Source organism: Paenibacillus rhizovicinus (genome assembly GCF_010365285.1).
Lineage (GTDB): Bacteria > Bacillota > Bacilli > Paenibacillales > Paenibacillaceae > Paenibacillus_Z > Paenibacillus_Z rhizovicinus.
The window spans coordinates 6422646-6448532 of the sequence record NZ_CP048286.1 but is presented as its reverse complement, the minus strand read 5'-3'; the positions used below and the strand labels follow the sequence as shown (position 1 = coordinate 6448532).

Here is a 25887-nt window from a genome sequence, read left to right as displayed (position 1 = left end):
GCTCTCGTGCTTTACGATGCAAACTTACAAACGTTTCAGGCGGGCAATGAAAAATCCGTCACTGCCGAAATGCTGCGGCAGCAGCTGCACCATGCCGCCGAAGCTTTCGCCGACGATTCCGTTCGCCCGCAGCGGCTGGAGCACGCGCTCGGGCCATTCGGCATCCAGCTTAAAGGATTCGTTGCTTGATAGAAATTTCAGTACCTGCTGCTCATTTTCTTCCTGCTCGATCGTGCAGGTGCTGTAGACGAGCACGCCTCCGGGACGCACCAGCTTCGCGGCTTCGTCCATCAGCTTCGCCTGAAGATCCGCGATCGCCGCGACATCCGCTTCGGATTTCGTCCATTTGATTTCCGGTTTACGGCGAATGACGCCGAAGCCCGAGCACGGCGCGTCCAGCAGCACAAGATCAAAGCTGTCCGGTTCGAATCGCTCCGATAAGGTGCCCGCGTCCCCGACGACCGTATGAACAGTGCGCAACCCGAGGCGCGCGGCGTGCTCGTCGATTAGCAGCTGCTTATGCGGATGGACGTCGTTCGCGACGACTTGTCCGCGGTCGCCCATCAGTTCGGCGAGATGCGTCGTCTTCCCTCCAGGCGCGGCGCAGCAATCCAGCACCTTCATGCCGGACTCCGGCGCGCAGACATCCGCGACCAGCATGGAGCTCTCGTCCTGCAGCGTCCACCAGCCGTCCCGATAGCCGTCCGACTGGGCAAGATTGCCGCCGCCGCTTACGACGACGCCTTCCGCCGCAAGCGCGGAAGGCTGCGCTTCGAAGCCCGAGTCCGCCAGCAGTTGCATCGCTTTATCCCGCGACAGCTTGAGCGGGTTGATACGGAGGCTGCTATGCGGTCGTTCGTTGCCGGCCGCGCAGATTCGCTCTGCCGTTTCTTCCCCGTAGGCAGCGATCCAGCGCTTCACCAGCCAATCCGGATACGAATGCGTAATGCCGATGCGCTGGACGGGATTCGCCTGCTCGACTGGTTCTTTCAGTTCAGCCAGATTGCGCTCCATATTACGCAGCACGCCGTTGACCATGCCGGAAATTCCGCTGTGACCGCGGCGTTTAGCGATGACTACCGCCTCGTTCACGGCCGCGTGCGGCGGAACCCGGTCGAGCATAAGCAACTGATACGCGCTCATCCGCAGCAGCGCCAATACCCATGGATCCAGCTTGCGGAACCCTTTCGTAATGAGCGCTTGCAGCCGGTCGTCGAGCAGCCGCTGATGTTGAATGGTCCCATATACGAGCTCCGTCGCAAGTCCGGCATCCGGGCGCGAGAGGCCGGCGTCTTCCAGCGCGCGGTTCAACTGCAGATTGCTGTATGCTCCTGATTCCGCAACGCGAACCAGCGTTTCAAGCGCAACCTCGCGGGCTGTCTTGCGCCGCGGTTGCGGTTTATTGGCAGGCGCAGGCTTGGTTCCGGGACGCTGCCCGTTTCTCATGCCTGGACGATTGCCGCCTGACGGCTTGCTGCCCGGAGATTTGCCGCCCGGAGACTTGCCGTCTGAGCGCTTGCTGCCCAGCGTCTTTCCCGCGCCGCGTTGATCCGGCCTGCCGTTATTTTTATCTATAGTCTTGCCGCTTTTGGTAGCTTGAGCATTGGTAGCTTGAGCTTTGCCGGCTTGTCCATCGGCAGATGCCGTATCGCCGCTCCGCGGAGCTAGCGGTATGCCTCTACGGACTTGTCCGAACGCAGACGGCGTTTTGCCGTCGCCCATGCTCACGCTTCACCCCCGGCGCCAAAAGCAGAGCCCGGTGTCATCCGTGCGCCTTTCAGCCATTCGGCGGCGTTCATCGCTTTCTTGCCGGCCGGTTGGATGACCGTCAACAGCAGCGCATCTTCGCCCGTCTGTACGAGAATGCCGTCGTCGGATACAGCCAGCACCGTTCCCGGTTCGGCGGCGGATGCGCCGCGCTTCACCGCCGTGCATCCCCATACCTTGAACGGCTCGCCATTCCAGATCGTAAACCCGCCCGCCATCGGCGAAAGACCGCGCACTTGATTATAAATGCTGCGCGCCGGACGGCTCCAATCGATTCGCTCGTCGTCGCGCGTCAGGTTAGGCGCGTACGTCGCTTCATCGTTATTTTGAGGCGTCGCCTTCACGGTCTCCGCTTCGATGGCCGGCAGCGTTTCAGACAGCAGCTTCGCGCCTGCCGCGGTCAATTTCTCGAACAACGTGCCGGATGTATCGGTATCCGAAATCGGAACTTCCACCACGCTGATCATGTCGCCGGTGTCTAGACCGACCGCCATATACATGATCGTCACGCCGGTTACCGTTTCGCCATTGATGATCGCGCGTTGAATCGGCGCCCCGCCGCGGTAGCTCGGCAGCAGCGAACCATGAACGTTAATGCAGCCAAGCCGAGGGACGTCCAGCACTGCTTTAGGCAGAATTTGGCCGTATGCGGCCGTCACGATAAGATCAGGCTTGAGCTCGGCGATTCGGGCTACCGTTTCCGAGCCGCGCAGCCGTTCCGGCTGTTCGACCGGCAAACCGCGAAGAAGCGCCGCTTCCTTGACCGGAGGCGGCGTCAACGTTTTTTTGCGGCCCTTCGGCCGATCGGGCTGCGTCACGACCAGTTCAACGGTATGTCCCGCATCAAGGATAGCTTCTAAGGACGAAACCGCGAAATCCGGCGTTCCCATAAATACAATGCGCATCAATTACTCTCCGTCCGTACGTGGGCGCTTGCTGACGTCGTAGATGGATTCCGCGATATCGGTAAACAGCACCCCGTTCAAATGATCGACTTCATGTTGGAACGCGCGGGCCATGAATTCGCTTGCTTCAATCTCGATTGGCGCGCCGTTGCGGTCAAAGCCCTTTACTTTAACGTGCAGCGCGCGGCGAACGTCGCCGTTCAGCTTCGCGATGCTGAGGCAGCCTTCCGGACCGAGCTGCTCGCCCGACGACTCCACGATTTCGGGATTTACCATTTCGATCAATCCGGTGTCGTCCCCTACATCCACGACGATGACGCGCTTGGAGATACCGACCTGAGGCGCGGCCAAGCCGACGCCTTCCGCGTCGTACATCGTTTCTGCCATATCGTTCAGCAATTTATGCAAATTGGAATTGAATTTCGTCACTTCTGCCGCACGTTCGCGAAGAACCGGATCCGGATCCTGCACGATTAATCGAATTGCCATATAAAATCGACCTCCCAGTCATAGCTGTCCATTGAAATTGTTTATAAAATGACTTGCGGATCCACATCCACGCTCATGGTCACCGGAGGCTGCCCATTGCTTCCCGAAAGCAGCGATATCGCTTGCTTCAACAGGTCCGCAGCGCCGACGTTTCCCCGATATTTTATCATACATTGAAAACGATAGCGATCTTTCATGCGGGGGATCGGCGAGGCGACCGGCCCTAAAATATCGATGAAACGGCTGCCGTCTCCGTCGTCGGAGCTCTTGATGCCGGCTGCCCTCGCCAGGTCCCGAAGCGTCGAAGCGAGCTTCTCTCCTTCCGAGATCAACAGGGCGAGCTGCTCATGCGACAGCGTCACGAGGATAAGCCGGCAAAATGGCGGATACGCCATAAATCTGCGGTGCTTCAGTTCCTCCTGCACGAAGGCCGAATAGTCGTGGTGCTGTGCGCTCGTGATGGCGTAATGCTCGGGATTGTACGTCTGCACGATGACTTCTCCCGGCAATTCGTGCCGGCCGGCGCGTCCCGCGACCTGCGTGAGCAGCTGAAACGTCTTCTCCGCCGCCCGGAAATCAGGCAGGTGCAAGGAAGTATCCGCGGCAATAACGCCTACTAACGTAACATATGGAAAATCGAGACCCTTGGCGACCATCTGGGTGCCGAGCAGCACGTCCGCCTGCCTGTCGCCGAACATGGTCAGCCATTTCTCGTGAGAGCCTTTCTCCGTCGTCGTATCCACGTCCATCCGAATGACGCGAATGCCCGGGAACAGCTTGGCCAGCTCTTCTTCCACCCGCTGCGTGCCGGTTCCGAAGAAGCGAATATGCTCGCTTTCGCAGGACGGGCATTTCTCCGGCGCTTGCTCGGAATGACCGCAATAATGGCAGCGAAGCACCTTCGATTTCTGGTGATACGTCAGCGAAATGTCGCAGTGCGGGCATTGCGCCGTATAGCCGCAGGAGCGGCACATCACGAACGTCGAATACCCGCGCCGGTTGAGCAGCAGCACGGACTGCTCGCCGCGCTCGAGGCGCAGAAGCAGCGCTTCGTGCAATTGCCGGCTGAACATCGAGCGGTTGCCGCCCTTTAATTCATCGCGCATGTCGATCAAATGCACCTTCGGCAGCGGCCGCCCGGCTACCCGTTCCGGCATCGGCAGGAGCGTCGCCCCTCGTTTGGCCGAACTGCTTGCGCCCGCCTGGCTTTCTTGCTGGCTGCGCGATGCCGAGGCTGCCGCGAACGATTCCAGCGACGGTGTCGCCGAGCCGAGAATGACGATCGCATGATGCTGCTTCGCGCGCTGCACGGCAACGTCCCGCGCATGGTACTTGGGGCTTTCTTCTTGCTTATACGACGATTCATGCTCTTCGTCGATGATAATCAGTCCTACCCGCTTGAATGGCGCAAACACGGCAGATCTCGCCCCGACGACGACCTCTGCCCGCCCTTCACGGATTTTACGCCATTCGTCGTAGCGTTCTCCGTTGGAGAGCCGGCTGTGCATGACAGCGACGGCATCGCCGAAGCGGCCCTTGAATCGCTCCACCATTTGCGGCGTAAGCGCGATCTCCGGCACGAGTACGATCGCTTGCCGTTCATCCTCCAAGCAGCGGGCGATGGCCTGCAAGTATACTTCCGTCTTTCCGCTTCCCGTTACGCCGTGCAGCAAGAAGACGCGAGAAGCTTCATTGTCGAGCGTCTCGGCGATTTCGTCGTAGACCGCTTGCTGCCCTTCGGTCAAAGGCAGCGGTTCCGTTCGCTTGAACCCGCGGCCGGCGTAAGGATCGCGCCGCTGTTCCGTTTCGCGGATCGAGAGCCAGCCTTTCTCGGCCGCCCCGCGGATGGTCCCCGTCGTCGTCGACAACGCCTGCGCGAGCGCAGCCAGCGAAATCGGCTCCGGGTTCTCCAGCATGTAACGCGCCGCTTCCTGCTGCTTCGCGGCCCGCGACGAAGAGGCTGCCAGCTCCGCCAGCACGGCGGCTTCATTCTCCGGCGGGAATACCGTTAATACTTTGCGGACTTTCAGCCGATCGCGGATCGATACTTCTTCTAGCAGCGTTCCGCGCTGTATGGCAGCTTTAATACCCGCGGCAGCACCGGGAAATCGTTCCTGGAGCAGTGCTAGACGGACTTCTCCGTGCTGCCGTATGTATTGAAACCAAGGTTCGGCGTCTTCCAAAAGCAGGCCTGCCTCGTCCTCCAGCGCTTCCTCCGACAGCGTGACGACGGAATCCGCTTTGCCTTTCAACGCGGCAGGAATCATCACCTGCAATGCCGTCGTCCACGGACAGCAATATTTTTCGCTGATCCATTGCGCCAATTCCACAAGATCGGGCGATAGCGGAGGTATATGGTCCAGCAGCTCCGCGATTGGCTTCAGACGCTTGACGTCGATGTCCGCGAACGGAGCGATGCCGATGACGAAACCTTGCAGGACGCGTCCGCCGAAAGGAACGCCAACGCGGCTGCCTATTTCCACCCAGCCTTCCATTTCTGCCGGAATGCTATAGTCAAACGGCCGATCCGTCGCGCGGGTCGGCACATCCACGATCACTCTAGCGATCATTCGGCGGCCTCCCCAGCCGCTTTCGTCCGCATCCGCTGCACGATCCGCTCGAGCAGACGCTCTGCTACTTCCCGCTTGGGGAGCTGCGGCAGCGATTCGATCAACCCTTCCTCGCCGAACACCTGCACGACGTTCGTATCCACGTTAAACCCGGCGCCTTCCTCAGAAACGTCGTTCGCGACGAGAAGATCGCAGTTCTTGCGGGCAAGCTTGCTCATCGCATATTCAGCCACTCGTTCCGTCTCCGCGGCAAAGCCGACGAGGAATTGATGCGTCTTGCGCTCGCCGAGCGTCTTCAAAATATCGGTCGTCCGTTCCAGCTCGAGAACGAGCTTCTCTTCGTTCTTCTTGATCTTCGTCGGCGCTTGCGAGACTGGCCGATAATCGGCTACCGCTGCCGCTTTGATGACGAGATCCGCGGAGTCGTAACGTTCGAGAACAGCCTGAAGCATTTCCTGGGCGGATTCCACGCGTATGAGCTTGACGCCTTCGATCGGAGGAGCGGTCGTGCGAGCCGCGATCAGCGTCACGTCCGCCCCTCGGTTCGCGGCGGCTTCCGCCAATGCAAAGCCCATTTTGCCGGAGGAGTCGTTCGTCAAGAAGCGCACGGGATCGAGCCGCTCCACGGTACCGCCCGCGGTGACGATGACGGATTTACCGGCAAGCTCCGTACGCGATGCAAACCATTGCTGAACGGCGAAGACGATCTCTTCGGGCTCCGCCAAGCGGCCTTTGCCGACATAGCCGCATGCGAGAAGCCCGGTTCCCGGTTCGACGAAGCGAACGCCCCGCTCGGCCAACAACGCCATATTCCGTTGAACCGCCGGATGCGCGTACATATGCACGTTCATCGCGGGCGCTACGATCACCGGCGCCGTCGCCGCGAGCAGCGTCGTACTCAGAAAGTCGTCCGCGAGCCCGTTCGCCATCTTCCCCAGAATGTTCGCGGTCGCCGGTGCGATAAGCACGAGATCCGCACTGTCGGCGGCATCGATATGCGCCACGACGGACGGATCGAATTCGTCGAACGTATCCAAATAAACGTGATGGCGGGACAAAATCTGAAGCGTCATCGGCGTGATGAACTTCGTCGCCGAATCCGTCATGACGACCCGCACCTGCGCCCCGGCTTGCGACAACCGGCTGCAAATCGTCGCCGCTTTATATGCAGCGATACCGCCCGAGATTCCAAGAAGAATGGTTTTGCCTTGAAGCATGGAAATCTCTCCTCTCTCTTTAACACGGCCCTGTGAACTTGTCCGAAACGGTCCGGCGCCGTCCGTCAGCCTTGCGCCGCATCCAAGTTTCAGGTTAAAAAAATAACAACCGCAAGGGTTGTTATTCTCGACCATCATTTCATTCGTCTTTCTTGTTCAGCGTGCTCTCAACCACGAGAATGTCCTGGTAGATTTCTTCCAGCGCTACGCCAACGTATTTATGCGATTTCGGATTCCGAATTTCGCTCTTGCTTCCGTCCCGAAGTTTGCGCGCACGACGCGAGGCTGCGACAACTAGCGAATACTTGCTGTCTACTTTCTTCATCATTTCATCGATCGATGGATACAACAATGTTCTTTCACCTCACTCATGCTTTCTCGGAAGCTTCCTTCACTTCTTCGAGTTCTTCAATAAACCGGTCTTTACGGCAATGCTCCGCAACGATAATGCTTTGAATGCGGTGGCATGCGGCATCGATCTGGTCGTTGACGACGGCATAATCGTAGTAACGAATCAAATTCATCTCTTCCACGGCCACGTTCATGCGATGGTCGATAATATCGGCATTCTCCGTACCGCGCCCCGTAATGCGTTGTTTAAGCACGTCAAGAGACGGCGGCACCAAGAAAATGAACACGCCTTGCGGGAACTTCTCTTTTACTTTGAGCGCGCCCTGCACTTCGATTTCAAGAATGATATCCTTGCCCGAAGCAAGCGTACGCTCTACGAAATCACGGGGCGTTCCGTAGTAATTGCCTACGTATTCCGCATGCTCGAGCAGCGCATCGCGCGCGATCATATCTTGAAACTGTTCTCTTGTCTTGAAAAAATAATTGATTCCGTCGATTTCTCCTTGACGAGGCAAGCGCGTCGTTGCCGATACGGAATAAACCAACTCGTTCTGTTTATGCCGAAGCTCGGAACATACCGTTCCTTTACCTACGCCCGAAGGACCGGACAATACAATTAACAATCCTCTGTTCATATGACTCCCCGTTACTATTCGTCGTGATCGTCATCCTTGGTCGATAGACGATGCGCAACCGTTTCCGGCTGAACCGCTGATAAAATGACATGATCGCTGTCCGTGATAATGACGGCCCTCGTACGGCGGCCATAAGTCGCGTCGATCAGCATATGCCGGTCGCGCGCTTCTTGAATGATCCGTTTGATAGGCGCCGATTCCGGGCTGACGATTGAAATGATCCGATTCGCGGAAACGATATTTCCGAAACCGATATTAATGAGCTTAATGGCCATGTTTATGTTCCCCTCCGGTATCTCTCGTGCATCTGTATGAATAGCACACGATGTATAGATAAGCGCAAGAATGATAAAATCTGCGTGGCAGAATATTGCACTATTCTTGACGAAAAAAGTCCGGAGCATACGTTACGACAGCCGTTCCCTACCTGCGCTGGCAAAGACTACGAGTCCTTTATTCTAACGCATCGGGAGCGGCATGGCAAGTGCATCCAATGTCTATATTAATCCATTTTCATTGGACGAACAAGTGTTAAAGCGCAAACGGGAGGAAAAACGGGGTTACTTGGTTAAACTGCCCGTTTTTCGCCAAACGTAATCCGTCAATTTCACCGTCATATCGTAGAACATGAACGGCGTAATGAGATAGATGCCTTTGAAATGGTCCATCGCCGTATCCAGCAGTTCTTCCGCGATGCGAACGCCTTCGGCGCGGCCCGCTTCCCCTTCGAGTCCGGCCATCCGTTTGCGGACTTCATCCGACAGCTGAATGCCAGGCACCTCGTTGTGAAGATATTCCGCATTCCTGCCGCTAGCAAGCGGCATAATGCCGATGAAGATCGGAACCTGCAGATGCTTCGTCGCTTCCGCGATGCGGATGATCAGTTCTCTATCGTAAACCGGCTGCGTCATGATGTAATCGGCGCCCGTATCGATTTTCTTCTCCAGCCGCGCGATTGCTTTATCTAGATATTTCACGTTCGGGTTGAAAGCAGCTCCCGTAATGAAATTCGCCTTTTGCTTCAGCGGTTTGCCCGAGAACGCCACGCCTTCGTTCAACTGCTTGATCATCCGGATCATTTCGAATGACGTCAAGTCGTAAACGGAGCTGGAATCCGGCAGATCTCCGAATCTAGCAGGGTCTCCCGTAACGGCCAGCACATGATCGATGCCCAGCGCGTCCAGGCCCATCATATGCGATTGCGTTCCGATCAAATTGCGGTCGCGGCAGGCGATGTGGACGAGCGGCCGGATGCCGACCTGCTGCTGTACCAGCGAAGCCAGCGCGATGTTGCTCATTCTCGTTACGGCAAGCGAATTATCCGCCAGCGTCACGGCGTCGGCTTTGATCGCTTTCAGCGCTTTGGCGCCTTCCATGAACTTATGAATGTCGAGATCGCGCGGCGGATCCAGCTCGACGATGACCGTATGGCGCTCTTGCACCAGATCGACGATCGTCGGTTCCAGGTTCGAAGCGCGTCCCGGTGCGCCGTTATCGCTGATGACGACACGTTCTTTGGCAGCCGTCTGCAGCAAATCCGCAGGATCTACCGGCTGCGGGACATATCCGTCGAGCGCAGCGGCAATCGCCGCTATATGTTCCGGCGTCGTGCCGCAGCAGCCGCCGATGATGCGCGCGCCGCGGTCGGCGAATTTACGTGCCGATTCCGCGAAGTATTCCGGCGTCGAGCTGTAGTGGTACTTGCCGTCGACATAATCGGGAATCCCCGCGTTCGGAAAGACGGACAATGACAGTTGCACGTCGCCGTTAATCGTATCGATGGCGCGCAGGATCCCGTTCGGACCGCTTCGGCAGTTGAATCCGACGACGTCCGCGCCTTCGAGCCTCAAACTCTCGAATACCGCTTCGATCGTTTTACCGTCAAGCGTCACGGCCTCTTTCTCGACCGCGAATTGACAAATGACCGGCGTATCCGACAGGCTGCGCACGATGCGAAGCGCGAGCATCGCCTCTTCCAAGTCGTAGAACGTTTCCAGCAGGATGCCGTCCACGCCTTCGCTTAGCAATGCGCCGATTTGCTGACGGAACAATTGCTCCAGCAGGGAGGACGACATGTTTTTGCGCTTCCCGGCCCGAATGGAGCCTACCGCGCCAACGACGTAAGCGTCGCTGCCCACGGCCGAACGGGCGATTCGGACGCCTGCCCGGTTAATGGCCTCTACTTCGTTGTCCAGGCCGTAATTGGTCAAGCTCGCCAAGTTCGCCGAGAACGTATTGGTCTCTATGATTCTCGCTCCGGCTTCATAATAGCGGCGATGTACGTCCGCGATCACTTCCGGGCGGAGCAGGTTGAATTCTTCGTAGGAAACGCCGACAGGGAACCCCATCCCGTATAGGTAGGTTCCCATCGCGCCGTCGCCGGTCAAGATGCGCGTCTGCAGCGCTTCCCGTAAATCCGGTTTCATTTTCAAAACTCCTTCATTCGTTGCTTATACGGTACCGCGGAATACTTCTGCCGCCGGTCCTGTCATGAATACAAAGTTCGTTGCTTCATCCCATTCGATGAGCAGGTCGCCGCCTTTCAGCGAAACGGTCGCCGTGCGGTCTGTCAATCCGTTCAGCACGGATGCTACTACTGTCGCGCAAGCGCCTGTGCCGCATGCGAGGGTCGGGCCCGCTCCGCGCTCCCATACGCGCATGTCGGTGAAGTCTTTGGAACGCACGGTCACGAATTCCACGTTGATCTTACGCGGGAACAACGGATGCACTTCCAGCTTCGGCCCCCATGTCGCGAGGTCGAAATTGACCGCGTCGTCGACATAAATGACGCAGTGCGGATTGCCCATCGATACCGCCGTAAACTTGAACTCGCGGCCATCCACTTCGATCGACTGGCCGATAACCGGGTTCGCATCGATCGTCGTCGGCACTTTCAGTCCTTCCAAAATCGGTTGGCCCATATTAACGCGGACCTTCTCGACCTTGCCGTTCTCTACGGTCAGTTGGACCGCTTGCACGCCCGCGCCGAGCGTTTCGATCGTCAGCGATTCTTTATTCGTCAGTCCGTTGTCGTATACGTATTTGGCTACGCAGCGGATCGCATTGCCGCATTGTTCGGCTTCGGAGCCGTCGGAATTGATGATGCGCATGCGGAAATCCGCCTGTTCCGAAGGTAAAATATAAACTAGTCCGTCTGCGCCGATGCCGAAGAAGCGATTGCAGAGCTGTTCCGCGAGCTGCGCTGCGTTATCCGGTAATTGCGTTTCCCCTGCTACGACGATAAAATCGTTCCCTAGTCCGTGCATTTTCGTAAAATTCATAATGATTGCGCTCCCTTTGTCCAATTGAGTTCTCTTGCAATCATTATAATTTATTTATTGTACTTTAATCTTTGCACTTTTGCATCACTTTCATGTACTTTCTCGACCCCCTAAATCCCCCTTCTCCAAGGGGGACCCCAAGGGCTCCGCCCTCTGGACACCCGGAATTGGAATAACGTTGGCGTTACAGAGCAGTGCATGCCATCCCCCTAAATCCCCCTTCTCCAAGGGGGACCCCAAGGGCTCCGCCCTCTGGACACCCGGAATTGGAATAACGTTGGCGTTACAGAGCAGCGCACCCGGGGTACGTTTGCGCTCGGCTCGCTTTCGTCCCTGACGGGACACGCTATACGTTTGGCGGTTGTGAGTTACCTGCTGTCCCTTGCGGGACCATTAGAACGTGGTGCATAGTAGAGGCGCTTGGTGAGTCTGTGCGTGCTAAGGTCGCTTTCGTCCCTGGCGGGACACGCTTTACTTTTGGCGCGAGGTAGATTGCCTGGGCGCGCTGCGCTTGCCGGCAATTCTGGGCTGCCAGGTCTTCGGCGGCGAAGTTGGTTTTAATTAATTGCCTGGGCGCTTTGCTTGCCGGCAATTTTAGGCCGCCAATTTCTTGGCGGCCCTGATTTTTTAGACTAGCTCTGTTCATCCTATTGCCTCTCAGTACCGCTTCCACCATACCCCTGTAAAACCGGGAACTCTGGTCACTTGCGTGCGCAGCACTTCTTGACTGAGCTCGCTGCCGAAGAAGAAATCGGTCAATGCTGCCGCTTCTTCCACGGATTCGAATTCAAAATCGGTTTGGATCACCGTATGCGCAAAGCCGTATTGCAGCTCGAGTTTGGCATAGTACGCTGTTAAGAAATCCGGCGGATCGGGGACGCTGCTTCCCGTCCCGAAGTTTTCGAAGATGACGGCTGATCCTCCCGGTTTGACGACTCTGGCGATTTCTTGCTGGATGCGCTGCAGGTTGTCTTCCCAATTCGGGATATTCGAGCTTGTCGAATAACAGATCGTCCATCCCGCGGTCAATAGATCCACCGCATGATCGGCTAGCGGAAGGTTCTCGTTCATCCCCTGCTCCATCCGCCAGTTTGCGCTGCCCCCGGCCTTCAAATGCTTTTCGGCCACGGCCAGCATCGCTTTTGATGCATCTGTCATGACAATAGACTTCACCTGCGACGCCAATCTTCTGGCGATTTTCCCCGTTCCCGAGCCGATGTCCGCTGCGTCCACCTGCGCTAGATTAGGAACGATCGTTCGGATGGCGCGCAGCACGTTTCCTTCCCGGTCCTCATTGGCTATGAGGCGGTCGTAAGTTTCGGTTTCGCTTTGATAAATGACTTCATGCTCTTGCATGCTTATCCCTCCTAGGTTGCATAGGCGAGCGTTACTTCGATGGGCATAAGGAATTATGCGCACGAGTGCGGCCAGCCTGAATGCTGCTCCGCTTCAGCATGAGGGTTGACGCAAGGTGAGAGTCAAGTCAATGTTTGCGGACGGCGTAGAGGACGCCGATCTGCGGATTGACCGCATAATGCACGGTAACGAAATCATGTTCCTTGAACCACTCCAGGAGCCGGCCGCGGTTAATGGCATGCCTCTTGGGCTCTGTTTCCTGCGCGGGCGATCCATCTTCCGCCATCAGACCCGCCAGGCAAATGCGGCCGTTCGGCAGGAGCACGCGGTTCATTTCCTCCAGTGCCAGCGTCTGTTGTTCTCCATTCAGAAAATGCAGCGCGAACGCGGACACGATCAGCGAGAACCGTCCGTCCACGAACGGCAGCGCGAGCGCATTACCGAGTTTGGCTGCCACTCCGGGATGCTTGTCCCTGCAAATGGCCAGCATCTCCTTGGATTGATCGACTGCCGACATGTGCGCGCCCCGCGAGGCGAGCTGGCCCGCCAAGTTGCCCGTTCCCGTCCCGATATCCAGCCCCTGCTCTCCCTGGCGCGGCGATGTCCATTGCACGATCAGATCCAGCGCCTGTTCGTATTCTTCCTGCGTCAATGCCGTGCCGGTCGAGAGCATCGCGGCAGATCGATCGAATTGGGCTGCAATCGCGTCGAATTGCCACGTATCGATCCACGCGGCCTGCTGCCGCCGAATGTCCTTTAGCCTTCCGGTCAGCTCGAATAAATCCGCGGCGTCCAGCCGTCCCTTGTCCTCGAATCTGCCGATGAGTTCATCCAGCATCGTCATGGCATATTTGCCTTCTACCCATTTGGATGCGAGCGCCATGCGCTGCAGCTCCAAATAATGATGCACCGTTGCAGAATCGCCCCGGTCTAGTTTGTCGAGCAGCGATTGGATCGCATCCAGGCCGAGCCCCGCGCCGCGAAGCGCGCCGATCGTCTGCAGCCGCCAAGCATCGCTGTCCGAGAAACGACGGTAGCCGTTCTCGCTTTCCCGCTGCGGCTTCAGTAAGCCTCGGGCTTCATAAAGCCGAATCGCCCGGGGAGTTATGTCGAGCCGTTCTGCAATCTCGTTGATTTTCATCCGAATACGCCTCCATGCGCCCATTATAAACCATGACGCAGGGTCAAGGTATAGGACCAGCTAGCCAGTCATCTACCAATTCGATGTCACATAAAAAAAAGACCGCCGAGAATTGAAACCCGGCAGTCGGCATTTTGAACTGTTTACTCGTCGGCAGTCTAGCGTTATTGAACCCTTTTCTTAATGTGGCGCCCTTATCTCGCGGTTGCTTTTTGCCCGCTGAGCGGCCATTTGGATTTCTTCTTCTTGTCGGTCGTGCCGAGCACGCTGCCGATGCCCATGAAGAATGTCGGGATGCCGGCGGCGACGATGACGAGGCACCAGTCGCGGAAGCTGAGCGGTACGGTCTTGAAGATCGGCTGCAAGACCGGAACGTACAGAACGGCGGCCATTAACACGACGGAAGAAAGCACGGCGAACAGCAAATATTTATTTTGCAGGATGTTGCGGTGGAAAATCGACCTCGAGCTGCGGCAGTCGAACACATGGATCAACTGCGCCATGACGAGCGTTGCGAAAGCTACAGTCTGCGCATGAATGAGATTTTGCGGATCGCCCGGCTTGATGCGCAGCGTGATCCAGAACGCGGCGAGCGTGAAGACGCCGATCAAGATACCGCGGCTAATGATTTTCCAGCCGAGCCTGCGGGCAAAAATATTTTCTTTCGCGGATCGCGGCTTCTGCTGCATGAGATCCTTCTCCGCCTGATCGACGCCGAGCGCCATCGCAGGCAGTCCGTCCGTCACGAGGTTGACCCATAGAATTTGGATCGGCACGAGCGGCAGCGGCAGACCTGCCATCATCGCCAGGAACATCGTCAAGATTTCGCCGACGTTCGAAGCAAGCAGGTAGCGGATAAATTTGCGGATGTTCTCGTAGATGCCCCGGCCTTCCTCGATCGCGGCCACGATGCTCGAGAAATTGTCGTCGCTCAACACGAGCGACGATGCTTCCTTGGATACGTCGGTTCCCGTGATCCCCATCGCGATGCCGATATCGGCTGCTTTGATCGCCGGCGCGTCATTCACTCCGTCGCCGGTCATCGCCACGACATGTCCTTTGCGCTGCAAGGCTTTGACGATGCGGAGCTTATGTTCAGGGGATACCCGCGCATAGACGAAAATATTGTCCGCCAGCCGTTCCAGCTGCTCTTCCGACATTTCGTTCAACTGCTGGCCGCTGACGGCGATGCCCCCGCGCGGCATGATGCCAAGCTGTCCGGCGATCGCTTCCGCCGTCAATTGGTGGTCGCCGGTGATCATTACCGTCTTGATGCCTGCGCGGCGGCAATTCGCGATCGCTTCCTTCACTTCGCGGCGCGGCGGATCGATCATGCCGGATAAGCCCACGAAGATCAGTTGGTTTTCAACATCCGTATCGACTTCCGAGGCATCATGCGGACGAAGCTCCCGGTAGGCGAAGCCAAGTACGCGAAGCGCGCCAGCGGCCATATTCTCCGCGGAGTCGCTCACCTTCTGCTTCAGCGTCGCCGTGAACGGAACGACTTTGCCGTCCCACAGAATGTACGTGCATTGATTCATCAGTACGTCCGGCGCGCCTTTGGTGCAAATCAAGCGGCCGCCTTGATGCGTGACAAGGACGGACATCCGCTTCCGCTCGGAGTCGAACGGATATTCCTTGATCCGCTTGTACAGCCCCTCCATCGATTTCGCCGACACGCCCAGCTTGGATGCCAGCACCGTCAATGCGCCCTCCGTCGGATCGCCTTTCAGCACCCACTCGTCCTGGACGATGACGCCCTTGCCCTTCTTGCGCTTATTGTCCGCTTCCGGATCCAGCTTCGTTACGGTCGCGTTATTGCAGAGCGCGGCGACTTGCAGCAGCCGGCGCAGCGCCTGATCGTGTTTCACGTCGACGAATTTGCCGCTTTCGAAGCAGCCGCCTGCGGGCTCGTACCCTTCGCCGGTAATCTCCATGTTACGGCCGCCGATCCACAGCTTCGTTACGGTCATTTTATTTTGCGTCAGCGTGCCTGTTTTGTCGGAGCAAATAACGGACGCGCAGCCGAGCGTCTCGACGGAAGGCAGCTTGCGCACGATCGCGCGCCGCTTGATCATCCGCTGCACGCCGAGTGCAAGCGCGATCGTTACGATGGCCGGGAGGCCTTCCGGAATTGCGGCTACCGCCAGACTGACGCCGGCCAGGAACATTTCGTAGGCAGGCTGTCCATGAAGAATTCCTGCAAGTACGACCATGACCGTCAGCGCCAGGGCAACGATGATGAGAATTTTTCCGAGCTGCTCCAGTCGATGCTGCAGCGGCGTTTCCATCGTTTCCGTCTGCTGGATGAGATTGGCGATTTTGCCCATTTCCGTGTTCATGCCTGTCCGAATGATGATCCCTTTGGCAGTCCCGCGAGTGATCATCGTGCCCATGAAGCCGATATTGCGCATATCTCCGAGCGGAAGATCGGCCGTCTTGATCGGATCGCAATGTTTGCTGACCGGCACCGATTCGCCTGTCAGTGCCGATTCTTCCGCATAACAGCTGTTCGTCTCGAGAAAACGCAGGTCTGCCGGAATCCGGTCGCCGCTTTCCAACTCGACGATATCTCCCGGTACGAGCTCGCTCGCCGGAATGACGACGACTTCCCCGCCGCGGAGCGCCTTGGCCATCGGCGCGGACAATGCCTTTAATGCACGCAGCGATTTCTCCGCCCTGAATTCTTGCACGAATCCAAGAACGGCATTAATGACGATGATCGCCACGATCGTAATCGCGTCCAAATATTCGCCGAGCAGTCCCGAGATTAACGTTGCCCCCATGAGCACCAGCACCATGAAGTCTTTGAACTGACCCAGAAACAGCAATACCGGGGAAACTTTCTTCCCCTCCGAAAGCTCGTTTCGGCCCACCTGCGTCAGCCGCTCGGCCGCCGTTCCCGGCGCCAGCCCGGTTTCCAGATTCGCATCCAGCGTTTGAGCCAGCTCGGCCGTTTCCAGCCCATGCCACATCCCCTGTTCCATTGTTCCGACTCCCTTCCGATACTTGCCGCCTGACGGACAGCCTCTATGTGCTAAATGTATTCGGACAAACCGGAAAATATCCCAGCCCGGTACTTAAGTTTTTGGACGGGTTATGGCATGATAGGAAGATGACTTACTTGTAAAGGGGAATTTTACATCATGGCCTTAGATGGAATCGTTACACGCGCGATCGCAGACGAGCTTCAAGCTTGCGTCGGAGCGCGCATTCATAAAATACACCAGCCGTCGCCGCATGACCTCGTTCTGCAAATTCGCGGAGGCCGGAACCCGGGCAGACTGCTGCTTTCGGCAAATCCGACTTACCCGCGCGTGCACTGGACGGAGCAAACGTTCGTCAATCCGATGGAAGCGCCGATGTTCTGCATGCTGATGCGCAAACATTGCGAAGGCGCCGTCATTGAAGCGGTGCGCCAAGTCGGCAACGAACGCATTATCCATCTCGATGTCCGCCAACGCGACGAACTCGGCGATACGTTCCAGAAGCGCATTATCATCGAATTGATGGGCCGCCACAGCAACATCATTCTGCTTGACGCGACAACGGAGACGATCCATGACGGCATCCATCACGTTACGCCGTCCATTAGCAGCTATCGCGTCATCATGCCCGGCACCTCATATATTGCTCCGCCGGAGCAAGGCAAGCACGATCCGTTCGCGGTCAACGGCGAACGAGAGTTCACCGCGGCGCTGCATGGCGCGGGCTCCTTGCTTCTGAACCCTCCAATGCCGGACGAAGACAGCATTCATTTCGGCACGGCGCCCAAACCGGTACCGGCCGAATCGCTCACGCCGGACAAGCTGATCGTTGCCGCTTTCAGCGGCATGAGCCCGCTATTGGCCAAGGAAATCGCATATCGCGCGGCAGCGGCCAATCCGAACGAGAAACTGCCGAACGGATTGGACGAGATTCAGCGAACCGGCGAAATGCTATGGCCGTTCTTCCGCGACATGATGACGCCGTTCCGCTCCGGATCGTACGAGCCGCAGATCGTTGCGCTGGCAGGAGGAAACGGCAAATCCGCCTTTTCCGTCACGCCGCTGACGCATCTGAAGGGCGAAACGGCTGCGTTCGAAACCGTCAGCGCCTGCCTGGAAGCGTTCTATGGCGACAAGGCGCAGCGCGATACCGTGAAGCAGCGGGTATCCGATCTCATCCGCTTCCTGCAGAACGAACGCGGCAAGAACGAGAAGAAGCTGGAGAAGCTTGAAGAATCGCTCCGCGAAGCGCAGGATGCCGATAAATTCCGCATCTTGGGCGAGCTGCTGACGGCCAGCCTGCATCAAATCCAGCGCGGCGATACGACGGTCGAGCTGGCCAACTACTATGAAGAGGAAATGCCTCTTATCACCATTCCGCTTGACCCGCAGCTGACGCCTTCCCAGAACGCGCAGCGGCTGTTCAAGAAGTACGCGAAATTCCGCAACAGTCAAGTGTTCGTCACCGAGCAAATGGGACTTGCCGAGCAGGAAATCCAGTATCTCGCCTCGCTGCTGCAGCAGCTGGACAGCGCATCGCTTGCGGACATCGAGGAAATCCGCGACGAGCTTGCGGAGCAAGGCTACATGCGGCAGCGCGAGAAGCGCGGCGCCAAGAAGAAGAAATCGAAGCAGCCCGCGCTCCTCTGCTATACGTCTTCGGAAGGACTGCCGATCTTCGTAGGCAAGAATAATACGCAGAACGACTTCTTGACGAACAAGGTCGCCGGACCGAACGACACATGGCTGCATACGAAAGATATTCCGGGCTCGCATGTCGTGATTCGAGGGGCAAACTTCAACGATCGCACGCTCGAAGAAGCGGCTATGCTGGCGGCACAATTCAGCCAAGCCCGTTCCTCGTCCATGGTGCCCGTCGACTACACGCTGATTCGTCACGTGAAGAAGCCAAGCGGCGCCAAACCGGGATTTGTCATCTACGATCATCAAAAAACGCTGTTCATCACACCGGACGAACAGCGTCTGAAAGACCTTCCTTCGCAAATCAAAGCGTAGGCGGGGATTCCGCATAAAGATAAAAATAAAGATAAAGATAACGAAACGGCACGAAAGCTTCTCGAAAGCTTCCGTGCCGTTTTTGCGCTTTGCGTATTACGTTTTGCGTATTTCGTTTTTGCGTTTTGCGTACCTCTCAAACCTTATTTTCCCCTTACGCCAAGCCGGCCGGGTTCAACAGATCCAGCACGGACGCATCGACAGTCCGGCTTCCGATGTCCCCGTGAAAGATAACGCCCTGCCGTTCGCCATGAAAATCCGATCCGCCGGTTACGATCAAACCGAATTCTTCGGCAAGCTTCAAATACCGCGCCTCGTCGGCTTCGTCATGATCGGAGTGGTATACTTCGATGCCTTGCGCGCCATCGGCGACGATCTCCCGAACGAGTTCATCGTTGCCATATAGTCCAGGATGCGCGATAACGCTCGTTCCGCCCGCTTCGCGGATCCAGGCAAGCGCTTCGAACGGATGAAGCCGCGGCGGGTTTGCATAGGCTGCTGCCCCCTGCGCCAGATAACGGTCGAACGCTTCCTGCATGGAGCCGACATACCCTTTCTTGATCAGCACGGCAGCGATATGGGGTCTTCCCATGGAGCCGCTGTCTTTGCCATGCGCTCTGGCTTCGTCTTCAATATCCTGCAGCGTTACTGCCATGCCGAGCCCGTTCAGTTTCTCGATAATCATCTCGTTTCGCTGTTCGCGCAGGGTAAGAAGGCGTTCCAGCTTGCTCCGCCAGCCCGAGTCTTTCCAATCCATGTAATAACCCAAGACATGAATATCAATGCCCTCTGCAACGGTACTGATCTCGACGCCTGGCACGACCGTAATGCCCAGCCGTTCTCCCGCTTCCATCGCTTCATCGATGCCGTCCACCGTATCGTGATCGGTAATGGCGATCGCGGCCAGTCCCTTCGCTTTCGCGATCGCGACATTGTCGGCCGGCCGCTGCATGCCGTCGGATGCCGTTGTATGCGTATGCAAATCCGCCTTGCCGGTTAGATTCATAGCCATTGCTGCAGATCCCTCTCTCTCAGAAATGTCAGGAACGTAACGGCGGAAATCGGAAGCAGCGCGGATTTCAGGAAGATCGAATAAAATTGCCGTTTGAATTGCACGTCCCGAATCGGTATCGTCTTGATCAAACCAAGCGCCACCTCGTGCTTGACCGACGAAGCGGAAACGAATGAAATGCCGAGCCCCGCTTCGACGGCAGACTTAACCGCGCCCGTGCTTCCCAACTCCATCACGATTTTCAAATCGCCGACGTTCATCTGTTTCGCCCTCAGTTGTTCTTCCATGACGAGCCGCGTGCCGGAGCCCTGCTCCCGAAGGACAATGGGATATTTCATCACTTCTTCGAGTTCGACTTCGCTCTCCCCTGCGAGCGGATGCGACTTGCCGACGATCAGCTTCAGTTCATCGCTCAGGACCGCTTCCATATGCATGTCCGGATGGTTGACAGGCGCTTCGATCAAGCCGAAATTAAGCTGGTGATTCACGATTTCTTCCATGATCTGGGCCGTGTTCATCACTTTCATGCTGATCGCGATATGCGGAAATTCCTGTCCGAACGGGCCAAGCAGCCGCGGCAAAATATATTCCCCGATCGTCAAGCTCGCGCCAAGCTGCAGCCGGCCTTTAAGCTGTTTGGTGAATTTGGACATTTGCAAATCGGTGTCGCGAATCAAATCGATGCTCCGCTGGGCGAACGGCATGAGCGCCCTTCCGGCTTCCGTAAGCTCGATCCGCTTGGTCGAACGCTGCAGCAGCTTCGTGCCGAAATAATCTTCCAGCGATTGAACCTGCATCGTCACTGCCGGCTGCGTCATATGCAAAGCCTGAGCCGCCGCCGAGAAGCTGCCGCGCTCCGCAACCGTGTAAAAGATGTGTAGCTGATGAAAATTGAGCGCCATGAAGGGCATCCCTTCCTTTCTCTTCGCCATTATTATACATCAAACGCACAGTAATTTATCGTATATATGAGAAAAAGCACGGGCTTCTTCTGCCCGTGCTCGTATGCGTTATCGCGTTATTTTCGCTATTTTCGTTTTCGGCTGTTTTTAATTAACGTCATGCGTCTGGAATGACGCAGCCAGGAATAATAAGACTTCAAGTCGCGTAGTTCAATAGTCTCAGACATTCTTCCAAGAAATGTGACAACGATCATTTTATGCAGCGGGTTTCCCATTAAGTCCGTTTCTTTCTCTAATATGGCAAATTCTGCTACGAATACCAGATCGTCGTCGATGAGATAAACATCTTGTTCGTTACGATAATAAGGCTCGACCCGGTCCTGCTTTAAACATTGCCACATGAAGTCGGCGATATCCTCGTAGCCCGTTCTCTCATTCTCTACACGATCGGCCCAGCGGCTCTTGGCGTGGTTCGTAATGACAATGTCTGCCACTTTCTTGTCGCCCAATACGACGTGAAACGACTCGTACGTGTTCCATCTCTCCGTCATTTTGTCTTTCATTCGCGATCCACCCCTCCCCAGAAGTAGGCCTTAGTATCTATATGTACTTTCCATATTATTGTAGCATGCATGTCCAATATTTCAACACTAAAATAAACTTGATCCATATATGGAATTTATTTACTCCGATGCTTATAATAAAAGCCCCCAACTCCATAACCTAGCCGGGGGCTTCTGACTTACAAGCTGTAAAAACGGGTTTTATCAGGAACTCCCTGCGTGTACTCCGTCTTGATTTCATTGCGGTACGAACGTTCTATGCGTTTCACGAAAGGCAGGCGCCCCATATTGCGGACAACCTCGTCTGCCCGATCGGCATTCATGTACATGACGACGTAATGCATTTTGCGCGACATGTAATGAACCGTTCCGTATTTCTCCAACGAACGAGCAGCTTTAAGATCGCTGACCCATACGATATAACCCAAGCGTTCCGAAAACATGAAAGCCCCCCCGTTCTCCTCTCTCTTATCCGCAGCCGCCGCTTCCGCAGCTGCAGGAACCGCCGCTTCCGCAGCCCCCGCCTTTAGGCAGCGGATCGTTGCTCGGCACCTTGATCGTTTCCGATACGGCGCCGGCGATCTCGGCTGCAATGGCGTGCAGCAAATCGTCAACCGCCTGCTCCGCCGCTTTAAACTGGCGAACGCAGTCGATTTCGTTCAACTGCTGCTGAACGTCCTGCACCTTATCCTTCGCCGCATGATAATCCGGATGAAACCTTCCGAACCGTTGGCATTCCTCGAAAAGCTCCTTCGCTTTCGCGAACTTCTTCACGAGCTCGCGAACTTGCTCGTTTGCATCGACAACGGATTTCCAATATGCGTATTCGGCGACTTCCACCGACTGATTAACTAAATCGCCAATGTCGTAGGCGCGTAAAAGCAGCTGACCCATATCGAGCGACGTCGAACCGCCGTACTCAAAAGAATCGAAAGATTCGTAGAGCGGCAAATTCAATTCGTGCGCTGCGGGGTCCGATAACGGCAATGTTTCCATTATTTATGCCCCCTCTATATCAATAGGCTCTTTCGCCTTAAACGTATCATACCATACGATGATCGTAAATAGGTAGAGCAGCCTGCGATTTCGAGAACGTTTACCCGCCGATCGGCACTGGAAGAACCAACATCATTTCCTCCCACATATTGGGATACAGTTTAACGGCTCCCTGGGAATGCTGGTTGAGCTGCAGATATCCGGAAACGGCCCACCTATTGTCTTCTTCGACGATTCGTTCGGGAATGAACAGCGTAATCGCGCCTTCGCAATTTAGTTTGACCGTCGTCCGCCAGCTCAATGCTTGTTCCATCATCTCCCGTCTGGTCGACAGATGATACGTTCTGAACTGTTTCAGCCACATCGAAGGAATGTCGTCGACGCCGGCAAATAAAAGCTTCACGGTCATACGGTCCTGCAGCAGCTCGTAGGCTCCGCCATCGGTATTTTGGAAATATAGATTGGCGCGCGAAGCATCCGACGATCCCACAGCAGATTTCTTCCCTGTAGTTTCGTCCGCTTGCGCTTGGATTTTACCTTGCTCATGCTCGTCCATCCCGCCTGCAATCATCGCACGCACGGTATCGGGCAGCTGCTCCTGCGTCAGTTCCTCCAGGTAAGCCGCGAGGGAATCCCGCGTAAATCCCGCTTTCGCCGCTCTCTTGTAGCTGTCGGCATCCATTCGGTAAACCGTCGTATAATCGATTTTCCTCCGATCGGCAACGGTTTCCAGCTGCCATCTAATCGAATACGAACAGCGCTCACGGACATATAGATCCCCATCTGGCGTAAGCTGCACCGCATTCCAATCGGATTCTGACATATTTTCATGCGGATCTTCCTCCCGTTTGAACGGCCGAGGATCGATTCGCCATTGAATTACCGGATTCCCCTCGCTGTCCGCGCCTTGCTCGATCCAGCCCATTTGTTTGAGCAACCGGCACCAGACTTCGATCATTGGCGCATGCGCTCTGGCAAGCAGCCGCTGGCCGTCCAAACAAACCGCTTCGATATCGGCAATCCGATACCAGGTGTTCGGGGCAAGCGAGCTTAAGACGGCTGCTCCTGCTGCAGCTGCGGCGTTCTGAGCGCACACAACCGCTGTCAGTTGGCGCAGCAGCGCCGCTTCCCGAACCGTCGGCGCTTGTTCAAGCCAAGCGCTCCACGGGTCTGCAGCCAGCTCCAAGCTGCCGTTATGCTCCTGAAGCCATCCTGATTCGAGCGCAAGCTCCAATACGAATAAAAGCGCAGGCGGATAAGCTTCAGCGGCCGGCCCCGGCGATGGCGTTATCAGTGCCGACAAAGCTTCGTCTTGCATGTATAGCTGGCCGGCGCCTTTCGCGATCGTTCTCTTCGTTAATACCTGCTTCGAGGTAAGCTTCAATCCGGCATTGTTCATTTGCGCCAACGCATGCAGCAGTTGAATGCTGAACGGGGGCACGTATCCATCGTCGTCCATGGCCTCAATGGCGTAGGGATCGACATGCGTCAGCCTGGGATCATCGGATCCCCAATCGGTTTTCATTTCGATCTCGATCTCCGCATCGGTTTGCCAATCCGTATCCGTTCGTAATTCGTACCGGATGCTTCTAATCGTATGATGCCATGGCAGCACGCTGTCCAACGGGAGCACGAACAGCTTCTCTCCCCACCCTCTCCGCACGGTGAATATAATTCCGGCATCGGCGAGTCGAAGCAGTCCCAGTCGTAAAGCAGCGCCTGCGATGCCTGGCCGTGCCGCCCGCAGCACCTGTTCCTCTGTAAAGGGAAGGGCTCCGAAGCCGCTGACGATCAATTCTAACGCCAAGGCCGCCTCTTCTTCCAATAAGGGCCACGCGGCTGCCGTACAGCAGGGATTCGTCAACGTTTCCGGCCAAGTTACGGGATGGCACCCGCGCCATATGTTGTGGGACAGCAGCTTTGCCATATCCGCTTCCGTTAATTTGGCTGCGATTTGATCCGCATTCACTGGGCAGCCTCCTGATTAGTCGGGCTTTCCGCTTGCAGGACGGTTTGCAGCTCTGTCCAATCCATAAGCGAATACCGATAGCCCTGTTCGATTAGAAACAACTGCCGCCTGCCCGCGTAATCGGTCTCTTTCGATCCTTGCGTCACAACGGTATAAAACCAAGCTTCGTTGTCGCCGGTCTTCGGCCGCAAAATTCTGCCGATCCGCTGCGCTTCCTCCTGTCTCGATCCGTAGCTGCCGGATACTTGAATCGCCACGGCCGCTTCCGGCAAATCGACGGCAAAGTTGGCGACCTTGGACACGACCAGCACCGGTATATCGCCGGATTTGAAACGCGTGTATAGTGCATTGCGCTCTTCGTGGGACAGCTCTCCCGTCAGAACGGGAGCGTTCAGCTCCTCCCCCAGCCGGTGAAGCTGGGTCAAATATTGGCCGATGACCAGCGCCGGTTTGCCGGCATGCCGCTCCAAGAGCGCGCGAACGGCCTCGACTTTGTCGGGATTTTCGCCGGCGATGCGTATTTTCGACTTCTCTTCAGCGGCAACGTAAGCTTCAACTTCCCGGTGCGCCAGCGGCATGCGTATCTCCGTGCATGTCAGCGAGGCAATCCACTTGCGCGTCTCCAGTGTTTTCCATGGCAAATCGAATCGTTTGGGACCTATTAACGAGAACACGTCCTGCTCCCGCCCGTCTTCCCGCACGAGCGTCGCCGTTAAGCCCAGTCTGCGGGTAGCCTGCAGTTCAGCCGTCATACGGAACACGGGCGCCGGCAGCAGATGTACTTCGTCGTAGATGATCAGCCCCCAGTTCCGCTGATTGAACAGGCGCATATGCGCGTATTCTTCGCTTTTCTGCCGGCGGCTCGTTAAGATCTGATAAGTGGCGATCGTAACGGGACGAACCTCTTTAGCCGAAGCCGCATAGGTACCGATCTCTTCTTCCCGAAGCGATGTTTTATCGATCAGTTCTGCTTTCCACTGATTCACCGACGTGACATTGGACGTCAGAATGAGCGTATCGCAGCGCAGGCGGGCAAGCGCCGCGATGCCGATAATCGTCTTGCCCGCGCCGCATGGCAAAACAAGCACGCCGCTTCCTCCATCGACCTGCCCTTCCCGATAAAATAAATTGACCGCGCGTTCCTGATAATCCCGCAGTTGAAACGATCGTCCTCCTGCCGTATGGGTGCGCAGTTCGAGTTCCAGCGCCTCGCCATGCCGATAACCCGCCAAATCCAGAACCGGATAGCCGAGCCGGATCAATTCCTGCTTCATCACGCCCCGCGCTTCGGGTTTCACGCTCCGCTTGCCTTCGTCCCGATAAGGCAGCAGCGCAGCTGCGATCGCCGGTTTCTCGCAGAGCATGGCTAACAGTTCCTCTTCTCCGAGCAGCAGCAGGCGCCCCTCCGTCGTATGCTGCAGCATGAGTTTGCCGTAACGGTCGCCTAGCTTACGAATGGCGCTGACCACCTGCAGCGGCAGTTCATACGAGCTGTACGCCTTCAACGCTTCAATAATGGCTTCCGGCACCATCCCCGACGCCGCGGCATTCCAGAGCGACATCGGCGTCATCCGGTAAGTGTGTATATGGCCGGGGCGTTTCGTCAGATCGGCAAACCGGTTCAACTGTTCGCGAGCCGCATCCGCCTGTTCATGCCTGTCATCCAGCAGCACCGTCAAATCAGCCTGTACGCATAGAGGACGGTTCTGTCGTTGCATCATGAATACCAC

At 56.5% G+C, this 25887-nt stretch carries 21 protein-coding genes; 1 reads left to right on the top strand and 20 read right to left on the bottom strand.

Going from position 1 to position 25887, the window contains the following annotated elements; genetic code table 11:
• Positions 1-24: 24 nt before the first annotated feature.
• From rsmB to GZH47_RS28750, 13 genes are all read right to left on the bottom strand, one after another.
• Positions 25-1446 carry a 16S rRNA (cytosine(967)-C(5))-methyltransferase RsmB gene (rsmB, locus tag GZH47_RS28810; RefSeq protein ID WP_225446598.1) on the bottom strand — a complete coding sequence of 474 codons (1422 nt, stop codon included), beginning with the start codon at positions 1444-1446 and terminating at the stop codon, positions 25-27.
• Between the two features lie 278 nt (positions 1447-1724).
• Positions 1725-2672, bottom strand: a complete 948-nt coding sequence (gene fmt, locus GZH47_RS28805; protein WP_162644421.1) for a methionyl-tRNA formyltransferase — start codon at positions 2670-2672, stop codon at positions 1725-1727.
• A gap of 3 nt (positions 2673-2675) precedes the next feature.
• Positions 2676-3161, bottom strand: coding sequence for a peptide deformylase (def, locus tag GZH47_RS28800; RefSeq protein ID WP_162644419.1), 486 nt, complete (start codon positions 3159-3161; stop codon positions 2676-2678).
• Between the two features lie 41 nt (positions 3162-3202).
• Positions 3203-5731, bottom strand: coding sequence for a primosomal protein N' (gene priA / locus GZH47_RS28795; RefSeq protein ID WP_162644417.1), 2529 nt, complete (start codon positions 5729-5731; stop codon positions 3203-3205).
• Positions 5728-6948, bottom strand: coding sequence for a bifunctional phosphopantothenoylcysteine decarboxylase/phosphopantothenate--cysteine ligase CoaBC (coaBC, locus tag GZH47_RS28790; protein WP_162644415.1), 1221 nt, complete (start codon positions 6946-6948; stop codon positions 5728-5730). Before coaBC ends, priA begins: the two co-directional genes overlap by 4 nt.
• A gap of 139 nt (positions 6949-7087) precedes the next feature.
• Positions 7088-7300 (bottom strand): DNA-directed RNA polymerase subunit omega, encoded by a 213-nt coding sequence (rpoZ, locus tag GZH47_RS28785; protein ID WP_162644413.1) that lies wholly within the window; start codon positions 7298-7300, stop codon positions 7088-7090.
• A 16-nt stretch (positions 7301-7316) separates the two neighbouring features.
• Positions 7317-7934, bottom strand: a complete 618-nt coding sequence (gene gmk, locus GZH47_RS28780; protein WP_162644411.1) for a guanylate kinase — start codon at positions 7932-7934, stop codon at positions 7317-7319.
• 14 nt (positions 7935-7948) lie between these two features.
• The gene (gene remA / locus GZH47_RS28775) at positions 7949-8209 is read right to left on the bottom strand and encodes an extracellular matrix/biofilm regulator RemA (RefSeq protein ID WP_020615370.1); all 261 of its coding nucleotides are present in this window, start codon (positions 8207-8209) and stop codon (positions 7949-7951) included.
• Between the two features lie 285 nt (positions 8210-8494).
• On the bottom strand, positions 8495-10360 hold the full coding sequence (locus tag GZH47_RS28770; protein WP_162644409.1) for a bifunctional homocysteine S-methyltransferase/methylenetetrahydrofolate reductase: 1866 nt from the start codon (positions 10358-10360) through the stop codon (positions 8495-8497).
• A gap of 24 nt (positions 10361-10384) precedes the next feature.
• Positions 10385-11215: a diaminopimelate epimerase gene (gene dapF / locus GZH47_RS28765; RefSeq protein WP_162644407.1), complete on the bottom strand. Its 831-nt coding sequence runs from the start codon at positions 11213-11215 to the stop codon at positions 10385-10387.
• A gap of 657 nt (positions 11216-11872) precedes the next feature.
• Complete coding sequence (locus GZH47_RS28760) at positions 11873-12571, bottom strand: class I SAM-dependent methyltransferase (RefSeq protein ID WP_162644405.1); 699 nt, start codon at positions 12569-12571, stop codon at positions 11873-11875.
• A gap of 127 nt (positions 12572-12698) precedes the next feature.
• Positions 12699-13712, bottom strand: coding sequence for a MerR family transcriptional regulator (locus tag GZH47_RS28755; RefSeq protein ID WP_162644403.1), 1014 nt, complete (start codon positions 13710-13712; stop codon positions 12699-12701).
• A 194-nt stretch (positions 13713-13906) separates the two neighbouring features.
• Positions 13907-16699 (bottom strand): calcium-translocating P-type ATPase, SERCA-type, encoded by a 2793-nt coding sequence (locus GZH47_RS28750; RefSeq protein ID WP_162644401.1) that lies wholly within the window; start codon positions 16697-16699, stop codon positions 13907-13909.
• Between the two features lie 159 nt (positions 16700-16858).
• Here GZH47_RS28750 and GZH47_RS28745 point away from each other — a divergent pair, with 159 nt between their 5' ends.
• Positions 16859-18715, top strand: coding sequence for an Rqc2 family fibronectin-binding protein (locus GZH47_RS28745; RefSeq protein ID WP_162644399.1), 1857 nt, complete (start codon positions 16859-16861; stop codon positions 18713-18715).
• 154 nt (positions 18716-18869) lie between these two features.
• Here GZH47_RS28745 and GZH47_RS28740 read toward each other — a convergent pair whose 3' ends face one another.
• The 7 genes from GZH47_RS28740 to GZH47_RS28710 all read right to left on the bottom strand — a co-directional run bounded on the left by GZH47_RS28740 (position 18870) and on the right by GZH47_RS28710 (position 25878).
• The gene (locus GZH47_RS28740) at positions 18870-19727 is read right to left on the bottom strand and encodes a PHP domain-containing protein (RefSeq protein ID WP_404823731.1); all 858 of its coding nucleotides are present in this window, start codon (positions 19725-19727) and stop codon (positions 18870-18872) included.
• Positions 19718-20629: a selenium metabolism-associated LysR family transcriptional regulator gene (locus tag GZH47_RS28735; protein ID WP_162644397.1), complete on the bottom strand. Its 912-nt coding sequence runs from the start codon at positions 20627-20629 to the stop codon at positions 19718-19720. Before GZH47_RS28735 ends, GZH47_RS28740 begins: the two co-directional genes overlap by 10 nt.
• A gap of 125 nt (positions 20630-20754) precedes the next feature.
• Positions 20755-21192, bottom strand: a complete 438-nt coding sequence (locus GZH47_RS28730; RefSeq protein ID WP_162644395.1) for a hypothetical protein — start codon at positions 21190-21192, stop codon at positions 20755-20757.
• A gap of 179 nt (positions 21193-21371) precedes the next feature.
• A complete protein-coding gene (locus GZH47_RS28725; protein WP_162644393.1) occupies positions 21372-21635 on the bottom strand; it encodes a YlbG family protein in 264 nt (87 codons plus the stop codon).
• A gap of 25 nt (positions 21636-21660) precedes the next feature.
• Positions 21661-22086 (bottom strand): YlbF/YmcA family competence regulator, encoded by a 426-nt coding sequence (locus tag GZH47_RS28720; RefSeq protein WP_225446597.1) that lies wholly within the window; start codon positions 22084-22086, stop codon positions 21661-21663.
• A gap of 202 nt (positions 22087-22288) precedes the next feature.
• Entirely contained in the window at positions 22289-24157 is a 1869-nt protein-coding gene (locus GZH47_RS28715) for a helicase-associated domain-containing protein (RefSeq protein WP_162644390.1), read from the bottom strand.
• The gene (locus GZH47_RS28710) at positions 24154-25878 is read right to left on the bottom strand and encodes a DNA repair helicase XPB (RefSeq protein WP_162644388.1); all 1725 of its coding nucleotides are present in this window, start codon (positions 25876-25878) and stop codon (positions 24154-24156) included. The genes GZH47_RS28715 and GZH47_RS28710 overlap by 4 nt, the downstream gene beginning before the upstream one ends.
• Positions 25879-25887: the final 9 nt, after the last annotated feature.